This is a genomic window from Pseudomonas sp. TE4620 (genome assembly GCF_056279045.1).
Map to the genome: position 1 here is coordinate 18284 of NZ_JBWBQO010000001.1, position 14534 is coordinate 32817.

15 protein-coding genes and 1 pseudogene are annotated in these 14534 nt (G+C 64.6%); 6 read left to right on the top strand and 10 right to left on the bottom strand.

The window, feature by feature from the left end; translation table 11 throughout:
- The first annotated feature begins 77 nt into the window (after positions 1-77).
- Together ACZ9A3_RS00065 and mmsB are read left to right on the top strand one after the other, a co-directional pair.
- Positions 78-1604, top strand: coding sequence for a CoA-acylating methylmalonate-semialdehyde dehydrogenase (locus tag ACZ9A3_RS00065; protein ID WP_093387789.1), 1527 nt, complete (start codon positions 78-80; stop codon positions 1602-1604).
- 10 nt (positions 1605-1614) lie between these two features.
- A complete protein-coding gene (gene mmsB, locus ACZ9A3_RS00070; RefSeq protein WP_045195822.1) occupies positions 1615-2502 on the top strand; it encodes a 3-hydroxyisobutyrate dehydrogenase in 888 nt (295 codons plus the stop codon).
- Between the two features lie 101 nt (positions 2503-2603).
- Here the strand turns inward: mmsB and ACZ9A3_RS00075 are convergent, their stop codons facing one another.
- Complete coding sequence (locus ACZ9A3_RS00075; protein ID WP_045195824.1) at positions 2604-2948, bottom strand: cupin domain-containing protein; 345 nt, start codon at positions 2946-2948, stop codon at positions 2604-2606.
- Positions 2949-3053: 105 nt separating this feature from the next.
- Positions 3054-3962 (bottom strand): LysR family transcriptional regulator, encoded by a 909-nt coding sequence (locus ACZ9A3_RS00080; protein ID WP_476252012.1) that lies wholly within the window; start codon positions 3960-3962, stop codon positions 3054-3056.
- A gap of 102 nt (positions 3963-4064) precedes the next feature.
- Between ACZ9A3_RS00080 and ACZ9A3_RS00085 the strand changes: the two genes are divergently transcribed.
- On the top strand, positions 4065-4823 hold the full coding sequence (locus ACZ9A3_RS00085; protein WP_045196566.1) for a sulfite exporter TauE/SafE family protein: 759 nt from the start codon (positions 4065-4067) through the stop codon (positions 4821-4823).
- 3 nt (positions 4824-4826) lie between these two features.
- Here the strand turns inward: ACZ9A3_RS00085 and ACZ9A3_RS00090 are convergent, their stop codons facing one another.
- The 7 genes from ACZ9A3_RS00090 to ACZ9A3_RS00120 are packed head-to-tail and all read right to left on the bottom strand — an operon-like array spanning position 4827 to position 11540.
- Entirely contained in the window at positions 4827-5759 is a 933-nt protein-coding gene (locus ACZ9A3_RS00090; protein WP_045195828.1) for a phosphatidate cytidylyltransferase, read from the bottom strand.
- Between the two features lies 1 nt (position 5760).
- A complete protein-coding gene (locus ACZ9A3_RS00095) occupies positions 5761-6384 on the bottom strand; it encodes a lysophospholipid acyltransferase family protein (RefSeq protein WP_093387795.1) in 624 nt (207 codons plus the stop codon).
- Positions 6385-6395: 11 nt separating this feature from the next.
- Positions 6396-6854, bottom strand: a complete 459-nt coding sequence (locus ACZ9A3_RS00100) for a hypothetical protein (RefSeq protein WP_476252013.1) — start codon at positions 6852-6854, stop codon at positions 6396-6398.
- Entirely contained in the window at positions 6851-8170 is a 1320-nt protein-coding gene (locus ACZ9A3_RS00105) for a phosphatase PAP2/dual specificity phosphatase family protein (protein ID WP_476252014.1), read from the bottom strand. Before ACZ9A3_RS00105 ends, ACZ9A3_RS00100 begins: the two co-directional genes overlap by 4 nt.
- Positions 8170-9924, bottom strand: coding sequence for a bifunctional alpha/beta hydrolase/class I SAM-dependent methyltransferase (locus ACZ9A3_RS00110; protein ID WP_476252015.1), 1755 nt, complete (start codon positions 9922-9924; stop codon positions 8170-8172). The genes ACZ9A3_RS00105 and ACZ9A3_RS00110 overlap by 1 nt, the downstream gene beginning before the upstream one ends.
- Before the next feature lie 30 nt (positions 9925-9954).
- Positions 9955-10560, bottom strand: coding sequence for a CDP-alcohol phosphatidyltransferase family protein (locus tag ACZ9A3_RS00115; RefSeq protein ID WP_045195837.1), 606 nt, complete (start codon positions 10558-10560; stop codon positions 9955-9957).
- Between the two features lie 47 nt (positions 10561-10607).
- A complete protein-coding gene (locus tag ACZ9A3_RS00120; RefSeq protein WP_476252016.1) occupies positions 10608-11540 on the bottom strand; it encodes a LysR substrate-binding domain-containing protein in 933 nt (310 codons plus the stop codon).
- Between the two features lie 77 nt (positions 11541-11617).
- On the opposite strand from ACZ9A3_RS00120, the gene ACZ9A3_RS00125 reads away from it, so the two are divergent.
- Positions 11618-12382 carry a sulfite exporter TauE/SafE family protein gene (locus ACZ9A3_RS00125; protein WP_045195841.1) on the top strand — a complete coding sequence of 255 codons (765 nt, stop codon included), beginning with the start codon at positions 11618-11620 and terminating at the stop codon, positions 12380-12382.
- On the opposite strand, the gene ACZ9A3_RS00130 is transcribed toward ACZ9A3_RS00125, so the two are convergent.
- Positions 12372-12686: a putative quinol monooxygenase gene (locus ACZ9A3_RS00130; RefSeq protein WP_093387814.1), complete on the bottom strand. Its 315-nt coding sequence runs from the start codon at positions 12684-12686 to the stop codon at positions 12372-12374. The two genes, ACZ9A3_RS00125 and ACZ9A3_RS00130, sit on opposite strands and share 11 nt — an antisense overlap.
- Before the next feature lie 191 nt (positions 12687-12877).
- Here ACZ9A3_RS00130 and mdaB point away from each other — a divergent pair, with 191 nt between their 5' ends.
- Both mdaB and ACZ9A3_RS00140 read left to right on the top strand, forming a co-directional pair.
- Entirely contained in the window at positions 12878-13468 is a 591-nt protein-coding gene (mdaB, locus tag ACZ9A3_RS00135) for an NADPH:quinone oxidoreductase MdaB (protein ID WP_045195845.1), read from the top strand.
- A gap of 67 nt (positions 13469-13535) precedes the next feature.
- Positions 13536-14433, top strand: a pseudogene (locus ACZ9A3_RS00140) (LysR substrate-binding domain-containing protein).
- Positions 14434-14534: the final 101 nt, after the last annotated feature.

Consider the following 14534-nt stretch of genomic DNA (forward strand, 5'->3'; position numbering starts at 1 on the left):
GCCCTGGACCCAAGCGCTCGCCGTGGCTGACCCGGTGGCGTCGATCTCTCCCTAACAACAATTTCAGGAGAACGCACATGAACGCATCCCTTACTCCCGGCCAGACCAAGGTCGAGCAGGTCAAGCTGCTGATCGACGGCCAATGGGTCGAATCGAAAACCAGCGAATGGCGCGACGTGGTCAACCCGGCCACCCAGCAAGTGCTGGCCCGCGTCCCCTTCGCCACCGCCGAAGAAGTCGACGCCGCCATCGCCGCCGGCCAGCGTGCGTTCAAGACCTGGCGCGACACCCCGATCGGCGCGCGCATGCGCATCATGCTCAAGCTGCAGGCGCTGATCCGCGAACACTCCAAGCGCATCGCCGTAGTCCTCAGCGCTGAACAGGGTAAGACCATTGCCGACGCCGAAGGCGATATCTTCCGCGGCCTGGAAGTGGTCGAGCATGCCTGCAGCATCGGCACCTTGCAGATGGGCGAGTTCGCCGAAAACGTTGCCGGTGGCGTCGACACCTACACCCTGCGCCAGCCGATCGGCGTCTGCGCCGGTATCACCCCGTTCAACTTCCCGGCGATGATCCCGCTGTGGATGTTCCCGATGGCCATCGTCTGCGGCAACACCTTCGTGCTCAAACCGTCCGAACAGGACCCGCTGTCGACCATGCTGCTGGTGGAGCTGGCGGTCGAAGCCGGTGTGCCGGCCGGCGTGCTCAACGTCGTCCATGGTGGCAAGCAGGTGGTCGATGCGCTGTGCACCCATACCGATATCAAGGCGATCTCTTTCGTTGGCTCCACCGAGGTTGGCACCCACGTCTACAACCTGGCGGGGCAGCACGGCAAGCGCGTGCAATCGATGATGGGCGCCAAGAACCACGCCGTGGTGCTGCCGGACGCCAATCGCACGCAAACCCTCAATGCCCTGGTTGGTGCCGGTTTCGGCGCGGCCGGCCAGCGCTGCATGGCCACCTCGGTGGCGGTGCTGGTGGGCAAGGCCCGCGAGTGGCTGCCGGAGCTCAAGGAGCTGGCTTGCAAACTCAAGGTCAACGCTGGCAGCGAGCCGGGCACCGATGTCGGCCCGCTGATTTCCAAGCGCGCCAAGGAGCGGGTGCTGGGCCTGATCGAAAGTGGTATCAAGGAAGGCGCCACGCTCGAGCTCGACGGCCGCGAGGTCAGCGTGCCGGGCTACGAGCAGGGCAACTTCGTCGGCCCGACCCTGTTCTCCGGGGTGACCACCGACATGCAGATCTACACCCAGGAAATCTTCGGCCCGGTGCTGGTGGTGCTGGAAGTCGACACCCTCGACGAAGCCATCGCCCTGGTCAACCGCAACCCCTTCGGCAACGGCACTGGCCTGTTCACCCAGAGCGGCGCGGCGGCGCGCAAGTTCCAGAACGAGATCGACGTCGGCCAGGTCGGCATCAACATCCCGATCCCGGTGCCGGTACCGTTCTTCAGCTTCACCGGCTCGCGCGGCTCCAAGCTCGGCGATCTGGGCCCGTACGGCAAACAAGTGGTGCAGTTCTACACTCAGACCAAGACCGTCACCAGCCGCTGGTTTGATGATGACAGCGTCAACGATGGCGTGAACACCACCATCAGCCTGCGCTAAGGAGCTCATCATGCGCATTGCATTCATCGGCCTTGGCAACATGGGCGCGCCCATGGCCCGCAACCTGATCAAGGCCGGGCATCAGCTGAACCTGTTCGACCTGAACAAGACCGTGCTGGCAGAGCTTGCCGAGCTCGGCGGGCAGATCAGCAGCTCGCCGCGCGATGCCGCGCAGCAGAGCGAACTGGTGATCACCATGCTGCCGGCCGCCGCCCATGTGCGCGGCGTGTACCTCAACGAAGATGGCGTGCTGGCCGGGGTAAAGGCCGGGACCCCGGTGGTCGACTGCAGCACCATCGACCCGCAGACCGCCCGTGACGTAGCGGCCGCAGCGGCCAAACAGGGCGTTGACCTTGCCGATGCGCCGGTGTCCGGTGGTACCGGCGGTGCCGCAGCCGGCACCCTGACCTTCATGGTCGGCGCCAGCGACACGCTGTTCGCCACCTTGCAGCCGGTGCTGGCGCAGATGGGGCGCAACATCGTCCATTGCGGTGAGGTCGGCACCGGGCAAATCGCCAAGATCTGCAACAACCTGCTACTGGGTATCTCGATGATCGGCGTGTCCGAAGCCATGGCGTTGGGCAACGCGCTGGGGATCGACACCAAGGTGCTGGCCGGGATCATCAACAGCTCGACCGGCCGTTGCTGGAGTTCGGACACCTACAACCCGTGGCCGGGCATCATCGACACGGCCCCGGCATCGCGCGGCTATACCGGTGGCTTTGGTGCCGAGCTGATGCTCAAGGACCTGGGCCTGGCGACAGAAGCCGCGCGTCAGGCGCACCAGCCGGTGATTCTCGGCGCGGTGGCCCAGCAGCTGTACCAGGCCATGAGTTTGCGCGGCGAGGGTGGCAAGGATTTCTCGGCGATTGTCGAAGGTTATCGCAAGCCCGAGTAAAAGAGCATCGCCAGCAAGGCTGGCTCCCACAGGTACTGCGCACACATCATTCTGTGGGGGCTGGCCTTGCCAGCGATGGGCTGCCAAGGCGGCCCCAACGGTCAGGCAAAAACGAAGTACTTGCGCACCGTCTCCACCACCTCCCAGGTGCCTTTCATCCCAGGTTCGATGACGAACACGTCACCGGCCTTCAAATGTACCGGCTGCTCACCTTCCGGGGTGATCACGCAGTAGCCGTCGAGGAAGTGGCAATACTCCCACTTCTCGTAATGGACCTGGAACTTGCCCGGCGTACAGATCCAGGTGCCCATGATCTTGCTGCCATCGGCCGACACATAGGCGTTGAGGTTGACGGTGTGCGGGTCGCCGCCGATGCGTTGCCACTTGGTCGCATCCAGCACGGGGGTAGGGCAGGTCTCGCGCAGCACGGTGATGAAATCGGACATTCCAGGCTCCAGAGGATGACTCAAAGGTCCATCACCATAGGCGCGATCGGCGCCGGGCAGATGTCTGGTCTCGACCTTTGGCTGTCTGGGAGCGCAAACCTTCGATTAGCGCTCGAGGCTGTCACCAAAACCGCGGATCACTTCCAGCAGCGCCTTGACTCGCTGCGGCAAGCTGCCGGCCGGGTACACCGCGTGCATTTGTGGGCTGTCGCCGTTGCTGGCGGTCAGCCGGTACTCGGCACAAACCCGCTGCAAGCGCCCGGCCTGCACCTCGGGTTCGGCCAGCCAGTCGGCCAGGCGGGCGATGCCGACGCCGGCCAGGGCGGCCTGGAATACCGCGATCCCGGAGCTGAAGCGAAACTTTGGATGCACCCGCAGGCTGACGGCCTGGCCGGCGCTGCGAAACTGCCATTCCTTGAGGATCCGCGGCGCGGTATGCAGGATCAGCGCGTGTGTTTCCAGCGCCTCGATTGAGGCGGGCATGCCGTGTTTTTGCAGGTAGGCAGGGCTGGCATACAAGGAGCGCGAGTAGCGCCACAGCGGATAACCGATCAGTTCGCTGTCCTGGGCAAAGGCGCCACGAATGGCGAAGTCCAGTTTGCTCTTGGCCGGGTCGATCGGCTCGTCGCTGAAGATCACATCGACGTTCACCTGCGGGTAGCGTTCGCCATATCGCGCAATCAGGCCAGGCAATACCGGCGCCAGTGATTCGGGGGCGCAGAACCGCACCCAGCCGGAGGCCAGGCCGCTGAGCCCGGCCAGCTCCTCATCGGCCTCGCGTTGCAGATCAAGCATTTTGTCGGCATAGGGCAGCAGGCGCTCGCCGGCCTCGGTAAGGCTCACGGCATTGGCCGAGCGGTTGAACAGCTTGGCCCCGGCGTTTTCCTCAAGGGCCTGCACAGCGCGGGTTACAGCACTGGGCGAGCGCCCCAGAGCGCGTGCCGCAGCGACGAAGCTGCGCTTGCGGGCAACCATTGCGAAGGCTTCCAGCTCCGCGAGCATATCCAGGGCCATGCACTACCTCGTTGCAGTTTTTGCAATATGGCATTGCAACACAAAACCCGGCCGTTGGTTAACCTTGGCGCGCCCTTCTTTGACTGCCAGAGCCTGAAACCCATGGTCGATATCGTTGTGCTTTGCGTGTTTGCCTTTGCCGCCGGGCTGATCGATGCGGCAGTCGGTGGTGGCGGGTTGATCCAGATTCCGGCGCTGTTCAACGTGCTGCCAGCATCGCCCCCGGCTGCCTTGCTGGGCACCAACAAGGTTGCCTCGGCCTGCGGCACGGCGTTTGCCGCCCGCTCGTTCGTGCGCAAGGTGGTGATCGACTGGGGGCTGGTGGTTCCGGCGGCCTGTGCGGCCTTTGCCATGGCCTTCGTCGGCGCCGCCACGGTATCGCTGGTGCCGCAAGGGCTGATGCGCCCGGCGGTACTGGTGTTGATCGTGCTGATGGCGATCTACACCTTCTGGAAAAAGGACTTCGGTGCCCTGCACAAACCGATGCGCATCGGCACCCGCGAAAAATTGCTGGCGATCGTCATCGGCGGCGCCATCGGTTTTTACGATGGCCTGTTCGGACCGGGCACTGGCAGCTTTCTGATCTTCCTGTTCATTCGCTGCTTCGCCTTCGACTTCCTGCATGCCTCGGCGTCGGCGAAACTGGTGAACATCGCCACCAACGTCGCCGCACTGATGTTCTTCATTCCCACCGGCAACGTGCTCTACCTGATCGCCATTCCCATGGCCGCCTTCAACATCCTTGGCGCGCTGACTGGCACCTGGCTGGCGGTGCGCAAGGGCGTACCCTTCGTGCGCGCGCTGTTCCTGGTGTTGCTGCTGATACTGATCGGCAAGCTGTCCTACGATCTGTTGGTATAACGCTTACGCCCACCAGTAACGCACGAAGTGGAAGAACACCGGCGCGGCGAAGCATACCGAGTCCATGCGGTCGAGCATGCCGCCGTGGCCTTCGATCATGTGGCCCCAGTCCTTGACGCCGCGATCGCGCTTGATCGCCGACATCACCAGGCCGCCGGCAAAGCCCATGAGGTTGACGGTCAAGGCCATCAGCGCCGCCTGCCAGAAGCTGAACGGCGTGATCCAGCACAGGGTGGCGCCAATCAGGGTGGCCAGGGCCACGCCGCCAACCAGGCCTTCGACGGTCTTTGACGGCGACAGCTTCGGCGCCACCTTGTGCTTGCCGAACAGCTTGCCGCAGACGTACTGCAGCACATCGGAGATCTGCACCACGAGGATCAGCCAGGCGATCAGCAGCAGGTTGCGGCCTTCGTATCCGGGGATGTCCAGGGTCATCAAGGCCGGTACCGAAGACAGGCAGTAGACCGCGATCATCAAGCCCCACTGCACCTTCGAGGCACGCTCGAGAAAGCGCGTGGTGTCGCCGCCGAAGCTGGCGAGAATCGGCAGCAGCAGGAACAGGTAGACCGGGATGAAAATGCTGAACAGCCCGTACCAGTCCATGGCGATCAACAGGTACTGCACCGGCAGGGCGACGTAAAAGGCCGCGACCAGTGCCGGGTAGTCGCTGCGCCGGGTGGGTGTCAGGGTGAGGAATTCACGCAAGGCGTAGAACGACACACAGTAGAACAGCAGGATCACGCCCAGCTTGCCGAACAGAAACGCCAGGCCGATGACCAGGACCATCACCCACCAGGCGTTGATCCGCGCGTTGAGGTTGTCGATTACCGCGTGGGGGGCGGGGCCGGCGCGCCATTTGAGCAGGCGGCCGATCAGGCTGGCGAGCAGCAGCAGGCCGCCGATGCCGGCGAACAGCGAAAGGGTGTTGTTGTCCATCTCAGGATTCCTTCGGGGCCAGGGCCAACAGGGCCTGGCGGGCCCGGTCGAGAAACGCGTGCTTGCTTTCGTCCGCTTGCAGGTGCAGCGGCTCACCAAAGCTCAGGGTGCACAGCAAGGGCAGCGGCAGGGCGCGGCCCTTGGGCATGACCCGGTTGAGGTTGGCGATCCACACCGGGATCACCTCGACCTGCGGGTGGGCGCTGGCCAGGTGGAACAGGCCGCTCTTGAACGCCAGCAACGGCTCGTCGCTGAGGTTGCGCGTGCCTTCGGGGAAGAAGATCAGCGAATCGCCCTGGGCCAGCGCATCCTGGATAGGTTGCAGGGGATTGCTTTGGGCGTCGTTGTGCTGGCGATCGATCAGCACGCCATTGAACACCCGCTTGATCAGGAATTGACGAATGCCGGGTTTTTGCCAGTAATCGGCACCGGCCACCGGCCGCGTGTGCTGGCGCAGCGGCTGGGGCAGCGAGGCCCAGATCAGCACGAAGTCGCCGTGGCTGCTGTGGTTGGCGTAGTACAGCCGTTGCACCGGTTGCGGCGTGCAGCCCAGCCACAAGGCGCGGGCGCCGGTGATCAGGCGGGCGACCGAGGTGATGGCAAAGGCGGTGAGGGCAGCAAGCATGGGCAAGGTCCTTATCCGGCGAAATGAAGCAAGGGCAAAAGCAAAATGCCGACCAGCGCCAGCACGGCCTGTACGGCAAAGCACAGCAGTTGTTTGCGCAGCAGGCCCAGCGTCGCCAGGCCGCGTGCCTGCCAGTCGCGGTTATCGGCCGGGTTGGCTTTCAGGCCCAGGCTGAACAACGACTGGTCCAGCGCCTGGGTGTGTTGCCCAAGCTGATCGCTGCGCGTGGCCAGGTGCGCAAACAGGTCGGCGTCCAGCGCGACGCGCATGGCAAAGAACTTTTGCAGCAAGCCTGCCAGCAACAACAGGCCGCTCAGTACTGCGCAGTATCCCGGGGCAGGCGAGCCGATCAGCAGCGCCGCCAGGCCAAGCAGCACCGCCAGCAGGCTGATGCCGTCGGCCAGGCGCTCGACCTGGCGGCCGCGCTTGAGCAGGCTGGCAACCACGGCCAGGTGGATTTCTTCGCTCACAGGCAAGGCTCCGTTTGCAGGCGTTCGATTACCCGCAGGTGCTGCGGGTGCAGGACCACCCCAGGGCGAGCCTGGCTGATGCGCTGTTGCGCTTGCCCGGCATCGGCGCAACGGCCGCTGAGCACCAGCCAGGCGGCTACGGCGCTGGCGCTTCGCGAATAACCGAGCGCGCAACAGACCAGCACCGGGCCCTGGGCACGCAGCTGTTCGATGGCCGCCGCCGCTTCCCGGCAGCGCTCGGCCGTGGGCACCACCAGGTCGAGGCTGGGCAGCGCACGATAAGCCTGGCCCGGGGCAACCGAGGCGGGTAGTTCGGCGCACAGGTCGACGATGGCGGCGAACTGCGCCGCTTGCCCCTTGCCCGGAATCCGCCCCAGGTACACGCCGTCGCAAACTTCATCCGCTTGCGGATGGCGCCGGGTCCACCAGCGCGAATTGAGCCAGGCGCCGATCAGGTAGGGCGCCAGCAGCCAGCGCGTGGCGTACGACAGCTGGCCGTCGGCGCCTTTCTGAAAACCTTCGGCGCCCAGTTGCGCGTAGTTGAGTGCCACCACCAGCAGCGCCACCGCCGGCCACAACAACCACAGGGCAACGCCTGCAAGGTACAACGCCAGACCACCCAGCAGGGCGGCGCCGGCGAAGTAACGCAAGGCCAGGCGCCAGCGCTGCGGATCACGGGCAAGTTGCATAGGGCGCAGTACCGGCTGACCCGCAACCGGCCACAGCCAGCAACACAGCACCCCCACCAGCGCGCCGCTGGGCAGGTCGATAAAGTGGTGTTGCCAGGTGGTCAGCACCGACACGCCGATCAACGCCATCCAGCCATGCACCAGCAAGCGCGGCAGCCTGGCGTGGATATGCCGGGCAAACATCGCCCAGATGATCACCAGCAAGGCGATGTGTAGTGATGGCGCCTGGTTGAAGGGTTTGTCAAAGCCCATCAGCACATCGAACAGCCAGCCGAACAGGCCATCCAGCGCGGGCCGCTCGACGGTAAAACGCAACGGCCAGAGCAGAAACCCGAGGATGCAGATGACTTGCGCACTGAGCAGGCGCAGGGCGTGGCGGTCCATCTCCAGGCGACTTAGCGGCAACAGGAACGACAGCCCGTAAAGCAGGTCGATCGACCAGTAGGGGATGATGGTCCAGGGCCACAGCGGGATATGGCCTTCCCAGGCGAACACCAGGCTGCCGACGTCGCTGCGCCCGGCGGTGTAGGTGTTGGTCAGGCCGTAGCTGAGAAAGAACAACGGCCCCAGCAACAGCAGCCAGAGCACCCCGCGCTTGATCAAGCCTGGCTCGCTTGCCGTGCTCATCAAACGACCCGCTGGGCCAGGCTGACGCTGAAGATGCCCCACTCATCAATACGCTGGCAGACCTTGCGAAAGCCGGCCGCCTCGACCAGTTGGTCCATTTCCACCTGGCTGCGCCGGCGCATCACCCAGGCCTGGCCGGCGCGGTGGCTGGTCAGGGCGCGGGCGATCATCTCCAGCTGCGGGTGCCAGGGCTGGCCGGTGTACACCAGGTAACCACCGGGCTCCACCGCCTGGGCCAGGCCGCTCAGGGAGTCGCCAACCATCTGGTTGCTGGCGAACAGCTCATACAGGCCCGAAACCACCGCCAGGGTCGGGCGTGGATCGAGGCTGGCCAGGCTCTGGGCATCGAAGGCATCACCCTGGACGAAGCGGGCAATGTCGGCCAGGCCCTTTTCGGCGATCAGCGCGCTGCCCTGCTGGACATTGAGCTCGCTGTAGTCGCGCAGCAGGATCGACTCCGGCTTGCGTTCCAGGCCCTGCAACGCTTCGAGGATGTAGCGGCCATGGCCGGCAGCGATATCGACGATATCCACCGGCTTGCCCTGTTCGCGCAGGCGTTCGATGGCCAGGCGCAGCAGCTCTTCGACATGCAGTTTGCGCTGGCGGATGCCGCGCCAGCCGATGGCGTTGAGGTAGTTCTGGTCGATCATGCGCCCGATCGCGCCCTTGCCGGTGGGCTGGTTGCGGTAGATGTAGTCCAGCGTGCTGCCCGAGTCGAAGCCGGTGTCAAAGCCCCGCTTGACCCCGTCCGACAAACCCTTGCCCAGCCGCAGGCCGGCGCGGGTGGCGCGCCAGTAAAGATCGGCCGGCGAGTTGCGCGGCAGCGGCGCGGCCAGGCTTTCGGCTTCGGCGCAGCTGGCGCCCAGTTGGTCGGCAGCGAGCAGAGAAGGGCGCTGCGGCGCCAGGCTGAAGCAGTGCTCGATAAACCGCCGGATCCGCGCCAGGGCATGGCTGCGGTCACGCTCGCCAAGGGTGTCGTGGAAGAATCCGGGGAGGATGTGTTTCTCTTTGTGCACGCTGCCCAGGCGTTCGAAGAACTGCTCCTGGGGTTTGCGCTTGACCACGAAATCGGCGCCGGAAATCAACAGCTGGGTCGGCACCTGAATCGCCTGGGCATCGGCCACCACGCGGTCGGCGGCTTCATACAGGCCAAGCAGCATGGTCACCGAAATCGGCCGGCTGATCAGCGGGTCGCTTTCGTACGAGGCGATGCGCTCGGGGTCGTGGCTGAGCAGGCGCGGCTTGACGTAGCTGTTGACGAAGAAGTTGCCGCGCCAGGCGCGCATCAGCTTCAGCCCCGGGCGGGCGAACGGCACGTAGAGCTTGACCTTGAAGGCCGGCGAGGCCAGTACCAGGCAGCGTACCTTGGGCGCGTAGTCGTGGGCCCAGGTGGCGATCAGTACGGCGCCGACGCTTTGCGCCAGCACCGCCATGTCTTCTTCGGCGATGCCGTGCTCGCGGGCGATGTGCTCGATGAAAGTCTGCACGTCGCGCACGCTGCAGGCAAAGCTTGGGCTGTCGCCACGGGCGCCGGGCGACTGGCCGTGGCCACGGGCGTCCCAGGCGAAGAAGTCGTGGTCGGGCAGTTGCAGCTCATCGGCCAGATGGGCCATGCGCCCGCCGTGTTCGTGGCCGCGGTGGAACAACACCACGGCACGCCGTGGCTGGTCGTCAGCGACCTCGGCGGGCCAGTGGCGGTAATGCAGTTCGACGCCGTCGTGGGTGGTGAAGTGCAGCGATTGCGCGTTGCGCATGGCAAATATCCTTATCTGGCACAAAGTGCTTCAGCGGGTTTGCGCCAGACCGCGGCTGACCCGGTTGTAGAGGGTATAGAGCGAGAGCAGCAAGATCACCAGCAGCACGCCGTTGAGCCAGCTGGCCGGCAACAGGCCGCTGGCAACGCCGGCACCGAGCACGCCGAAGGCAAAGGCCCGGTCGCTTTTGCCCATCGGGCCGTCGTAGCGGCGTTCAGCGCCGACCAACGGGCCCATGACCCCGGCGTATTCGCTGATCAGCGCCGCCAGCACGACGATCACCACCAGCGCCGACGACACCCCCGGCAGCAGCGCGAAGGGCAGGTACAGGGCGCTGTCGGCGACCAGGTCGCAGAGTTCGTTGTAGTAGGCGCCGAGCTTCGATTGCTGGCCGAATTCGCGGGCGAGCATGCCGTCGATGGCATTGAGGGCCATGCGCAGCAGCATCCATACCGGCACCAGGGCGAACAGCCAGGTGAGGTGTGGCAGCCAGGCCAGCAACAGGCCGAGCAGAACGGAAACCACGGCGGCGCTCAGGGTTACCTGGTTGGCAGTGACGCCGCGTTGGTACAGGCGCTCGACCGTCGGGCGCAACAGCGCCTGGAAGCGGGGTTTGAGCTGGTAGATCGACGGCACGGTGAAACTCCCTTTTACGACTCGGTTGGCGATCAGTGCAGCAACAGCTAGGTCCGCGGGGGCGATTGTCGGTGGATTGCCCCTGCCGGAGCAATAGCGCTGGCACTCAGGCAGTCGATCAAAGCCAGGGCATGCCCGGGCAGGCTGGCAAAATCCCGGCTGCACAGGCGCAGCTGGCGTTTTGCCCAGGGCTCGCTCAGCGCCAGGCTGTGCAACGGCAATAGCCCCTGCCAGCGCTGCACCGCGGCCATCGGCACGATGCCCAGGCCAGCGCCGTGGGCGACCATGCGGATCACCCCGTCAAACCCTTCGGCGCGCACCCGCACCTGCAGGCGCCGGCCCAGATGCAGGGCTTGTTCTTCAAGGTGCAGGGCCAGGGCGCTGTCGGCTTGCAGGCCAACGTAGCCGTGGCCGAGGGTGTCGGCAAAGCGCAGGTTGGGGGTGGCGGCCAGCGGGTGGGCGGGCGGCATGATCAGCATCAGCGGGTCGTCGCGAAACGCCAGGGTTTGCAGGTGTTCGCTGGCCACCGCGCTGGAGATGATGCCGATATCGGCCACACCCTGGGTGATGGCCTGGACGATGCGCAGGCTCGGCAGTTCGTGGATGTCGATATCGATGGCCGGGTATTGCCGGAGAAACCCGGCGAGCAATTCCGGCAGGTATTCGGTCAGCGCTGCGGTATTGCACAACAGTCGCACCTGGCCCTGCAGGCCCTGGGCGTATTGCCCGAGGTCGAACTGCAGGCGCTCGACCTGCTGGGCGATCAGCCGCGCATGCTGCAGCAGCGCCTGCCCGGCAGGCGTGGCCTGCACCCCGCGACGGTTGCGTTCAAGCAGCGGCGTACCCAGCGAACTTTCCATGGCGCGGATGCGCGCGCTGGCGGCGGGCAGCGACAGGTGGCTGCGCTGGGCGCCGGCGGTGATGTTGCCGCACTCCAGGGTGTGCTGGAACAGGCGCAGGTCAATCAGGTCGAAATGCATCAGCCTCTTCCTGGGCAATAGTCTGACTGAGTATATGGCAGATTTTCAGCCTGGGTGGCAGGGTGCAGGATAGTGCCATGACTACCTTCTTTAGCTTCTATCAGGATATCGGTCCAGCGCTGTCGCTGCTGGTCATTGTCACCTTCGTGCTGGCCGGTGCGGTCAAGGGTGTGATCGGCCTTGGCCTGCCGACCATCGCCATGGGCCTGCTCGGCATGGCTATGTCTCCGGCGCAGGCAGCGGCCTTGCTGATTGTGCCTTCGACCCTGACCAACCTCTGGCAACTGGCCTTTGGCGGGCACCTGCGCGCCTTGCTGAAACGGCTGTGGCCGATGCTGGCGCTGATCTTTATCGGCACCTTGCTCGGTAGCGCCTGGCTGGGCATCAACAGTGGCGCCTGGGCGGCACATGCCTTGGGAGGGGCGTTGCTGGTGTATGCGTTGTACGGCCTGTGCGGCCGCGGGATGAGGCTTGCGCCTGCGCATGAGTCCTGGATCGGACCGTTTTGCGGGCTGATCACCGGGGTGATCACGGCGGCCACCGGAGTCTTTGTGATTCCCGCAGTGCCTTATCTGCAAAGCCTGGGCCTGAGTCGCGAGGAAATGGTCCAGGCCCTGGGCCTGTCATTCAGCGTCTCGACCCTGGCCCTGGCAATCGGCCTGGCCGGCCAGGATGCGCTCGGCGCCCAGGCCCTGGGCGCGTCAATGCTGGTGCTGGCGCCGGCGCTGCTGGGCATGCTTGGCGGCCAGTGGCTGCGTCAGCGCATTAGTGCGGTGCTGTTCAAGCGCTGCTTCTTTATCGGCCTGGCGCTGCTCGGCACCCACCTGTTGCTCAACGGCTAGCCGAGGAGGGGCTGAGCATTTCGATCAGCTGAATATCGAAGTCGCGCTCCAGGTAGTCCATACGTTTTTCGAAGAACGCCGCCATGTGCGGCAGGGCCGAATGCACATCCAGCGCGGCCTTGCTGGCCCAGATCTCGTAGAACACAAACAGGCTTGGGTCCTGCTGGTCGCGCAGCATGTGGTATTCGATGCAGCCCGGCTCCTGGCGGCTGGGCTCGACGTAGGCGCGAAACAGCGTTTCGAAGGCTTCGGACATTTGCGGTCGGGTCTTGGCTTTGAGGATGAAACCGTACTGCTCGCTCATGGAGATGCCTCTGAATGGAAGAAGTGAAACGATTCTATGGCAACAATAAGCGTTTGATTCGTGCTTTTTAGGCAAATGTATTTTGCCCCGGCACGGCTGTTTCCCCGCGAGGCCTGCCTCTAATCTGCCGCCATCAAATTTACTCGGTCACAGGCTTCTTTGCCCCTGATCGAACATAGATGAGGCACCCCATGAAAAAAGTCCTGTTGCTCAACGGTGGCAAGAAGTTCGCCCACTCCGATGGCCGCCTGAACGAAACCCTGCACGAAGCCGCGCTGGCCTTCCTGGACCGCGCAGGGTTCGATGTGAAAACCACCTACATCGATGGCGGCTACGACAACGCCGAAGAAGTGCAGAAATTTCTCTGGGCCGACGTCATCATCTATCAGATGCCCGGCTGGTGGATGGGCGCCCCCTGGACCGTCAAGCAGTACCTGGACGAAGTCTTCACTGCTGGCCATGGCAGCCTCTACGCCAACGACGGCCGCACCCGTTCCGATGCGTCGCAAAAGTACGGCAGCGGTGGCCTGATCCAGGGCAAACAGTACATGCTGTCGCTGACCTGGAACGCACCGCAGCAGGCGTTTGACGACCCGGCCGACTTCTTCGAAGGCAAGGGCGTGGACGCGGTGTACTTCCCGTTCCACAAGGCCAACCAGTTCCTCGGCATGAGCGGCCTGCCGACTTACCTTGCGGTGGATGTGATGAAGCGCCCCAACGTCGAGGCCGCTGTGGCCGCCTACGAGCAGCACCTGGCCGAGGTTTTCCAGACCCAGGCCTGATGAAGCCTTGCGCAAGCCGCGCCAAGCGGCTATCTATCACGGCTGTTGCCAACCCCGGGGTACAGCCGTGAAAGCCAGGTCCGATGAATTGCAGGTGTTCGTCTCGGTGATCGAGTGCGGCTCGATTTCCGCGGCCGCCGAGCAGGGCGGGCAGACGCCGTCGGCGATCAGCCGCACCCTGTCGCGCCTGGAAACCAAGCTCGGCACCACCCTGATCAACCGCACCACCCGGCGCATGGACCTGACCGAGAGAAGGGCGGTTTTTCTTCGAGCGGGCCAAGTCGATCCTGCAGCAGATGGACGAGCTCGAAGAGCACCTGTCGGTGCACCACCAGACGCCGTCCGGGCGCTTGCGCATCAACGCCGCGCTGCCGTTCATGCTCCACGCCATCGTGCCCTGGGTCGGTGAGTTTCGCGCGCTGTACCCGCAGATCCAACTGGAGCTCAACACCAGCGACCTGATCATCGACCTGATCGAGCAGAGCACCGACGTCGCCATTCGCATCGGCGAGCTGGCCGACTCCAGCCTGCATGCCCGCGCCCTCGGTTGCAGCCCGTTGAACCTGCTGGCCAGCCCCGAGTACCTGGCCCGGCATGGCACGCCCGAGCGGGTTGAAGACCTGCAAGGCCACGCGCTGCTTGGCTTTACCCAGACCGAAACCCTCAACCACTGGCCGCTGCGCCATGCCGAAGGCGACCGCCTGCTGATCCGCCCGGCGCTGTCGGCCTCCAGCGGTGAAACCCTGCGCGAACTGGCCTTGGCCGGTGAGGGCATCGTCTGCCTGTCGCACTTCATGACCCATGAAGACATCCGCAGCGGGCGCCTGCAGGTGCTCCTGGCCGAGCACAACAGCGGCTATCGCCAGCCGATCAATGCGGTGTACTACCGCAACACCCAGCTGGCGCTGCGCATCCAGTGCTTTCTCGATTTCATTCAGAACAAGCTGGCGATCTACGCCTGCTGAAGCGTCCATCTGCGACAGCTTCTGCCTATGCGCGGCGAAAACTCCTACGGTGTTTGATAACTCGTCTGACATCAGCCTTAATGGCTGTTCAACGAAAACAA

Coding starts and splice junctions, on each gene's coding strand:
- ACZ9A3_RS00065 (WP_093387789.1), top strand. CDS start 78: ATGAACGCATCCCTTACTCCCGGCCAGACCAAGGTCGAGCAGGTCAAG.
- mmsB (WP_045195822.1), top strand. CDS start 1,615: ATGCGCATTGCATTCATCGGCCTTGGCAACATGGGCGCGCCCATGGCC.
- ACZ9A3_RS00075 (WP_045195824.1), bottom strand. CDS start 2,948: ATGTCCGATTTCATCACCGTGCTGCGCGAGACCTGCCCTACCCCCGTG.
- ACZ9A3_RS00080 (WP_476252012.1), bottom strand. CDS start 3,962: ATGGCCCTGGATATGCTCGCGGAGCTGGAAGCCTTCGCAATGGTTGCC.
- ACZ9A3_RS00085 (WP_045196566.1), top strand. CDS start 4,065: ATGGTCGATATCGTTGTGCTTTGCGTGTTTGCCTTTGCCGCCGGGCTG.
- ACZ9A3_RS00090 (WP_045195828.1), bottom strand. CDS start 5,759: ATGGACAACAACACCCTTTCGCTGTTCGCCGGCATCGGCGGCCTGCTG.
- ACZ9A3_RS00095 (WP_093387795.1), bottom strand. CDS start 6,384: ATGCTTGCTGCCCTCACCGCCTTTGCCATCACCTCGGTCGCCCGCCTG.
- ACZ9A3_RS00105 (WP_476252014.1), bottom strand. CDS start 8,170: ATGAGCACGGCAAGCGAGCCAGGCTTGATCAAGCGCGGGGTGCTCTGG.
- ACZ9A3_RS00110 (WP_476252015.1), bottom strand. CDS start 9,924: ATGCGCAACGCGCAATCGCTGCACTTCACCACCCACGACGGCGTCGAA.
- ACZ9A3_RS00120 (WP_476252016.1), bottom strand. CDS start 11,540: ATGCATTTCGACCTGATTGACCTGCGCCTGTTCCAGCACACCCTGGAG.
- ACZ9A3_RS00125 (WP_045195841.1), top strand. CDS start 11,618: ATGACTACCTTCTTTAGCTTCTATCAGGATATCGGTCCAGCGCTGTCG.
- ACZ9A3_RS00130 (WP_093387814.1), bottom strand. CDS start 12,686: ATGAGCGAGCAGTACGGTTTCATCCTCAAAGCCAAGACCCGACCGCAA.
- mdaB (WP_045195845.1), top strand. CDS start 12,878: ATGAAAAAAGTCCTGTTGCTCAACGGTGGCAAGAAGTTCGCCCACTCC.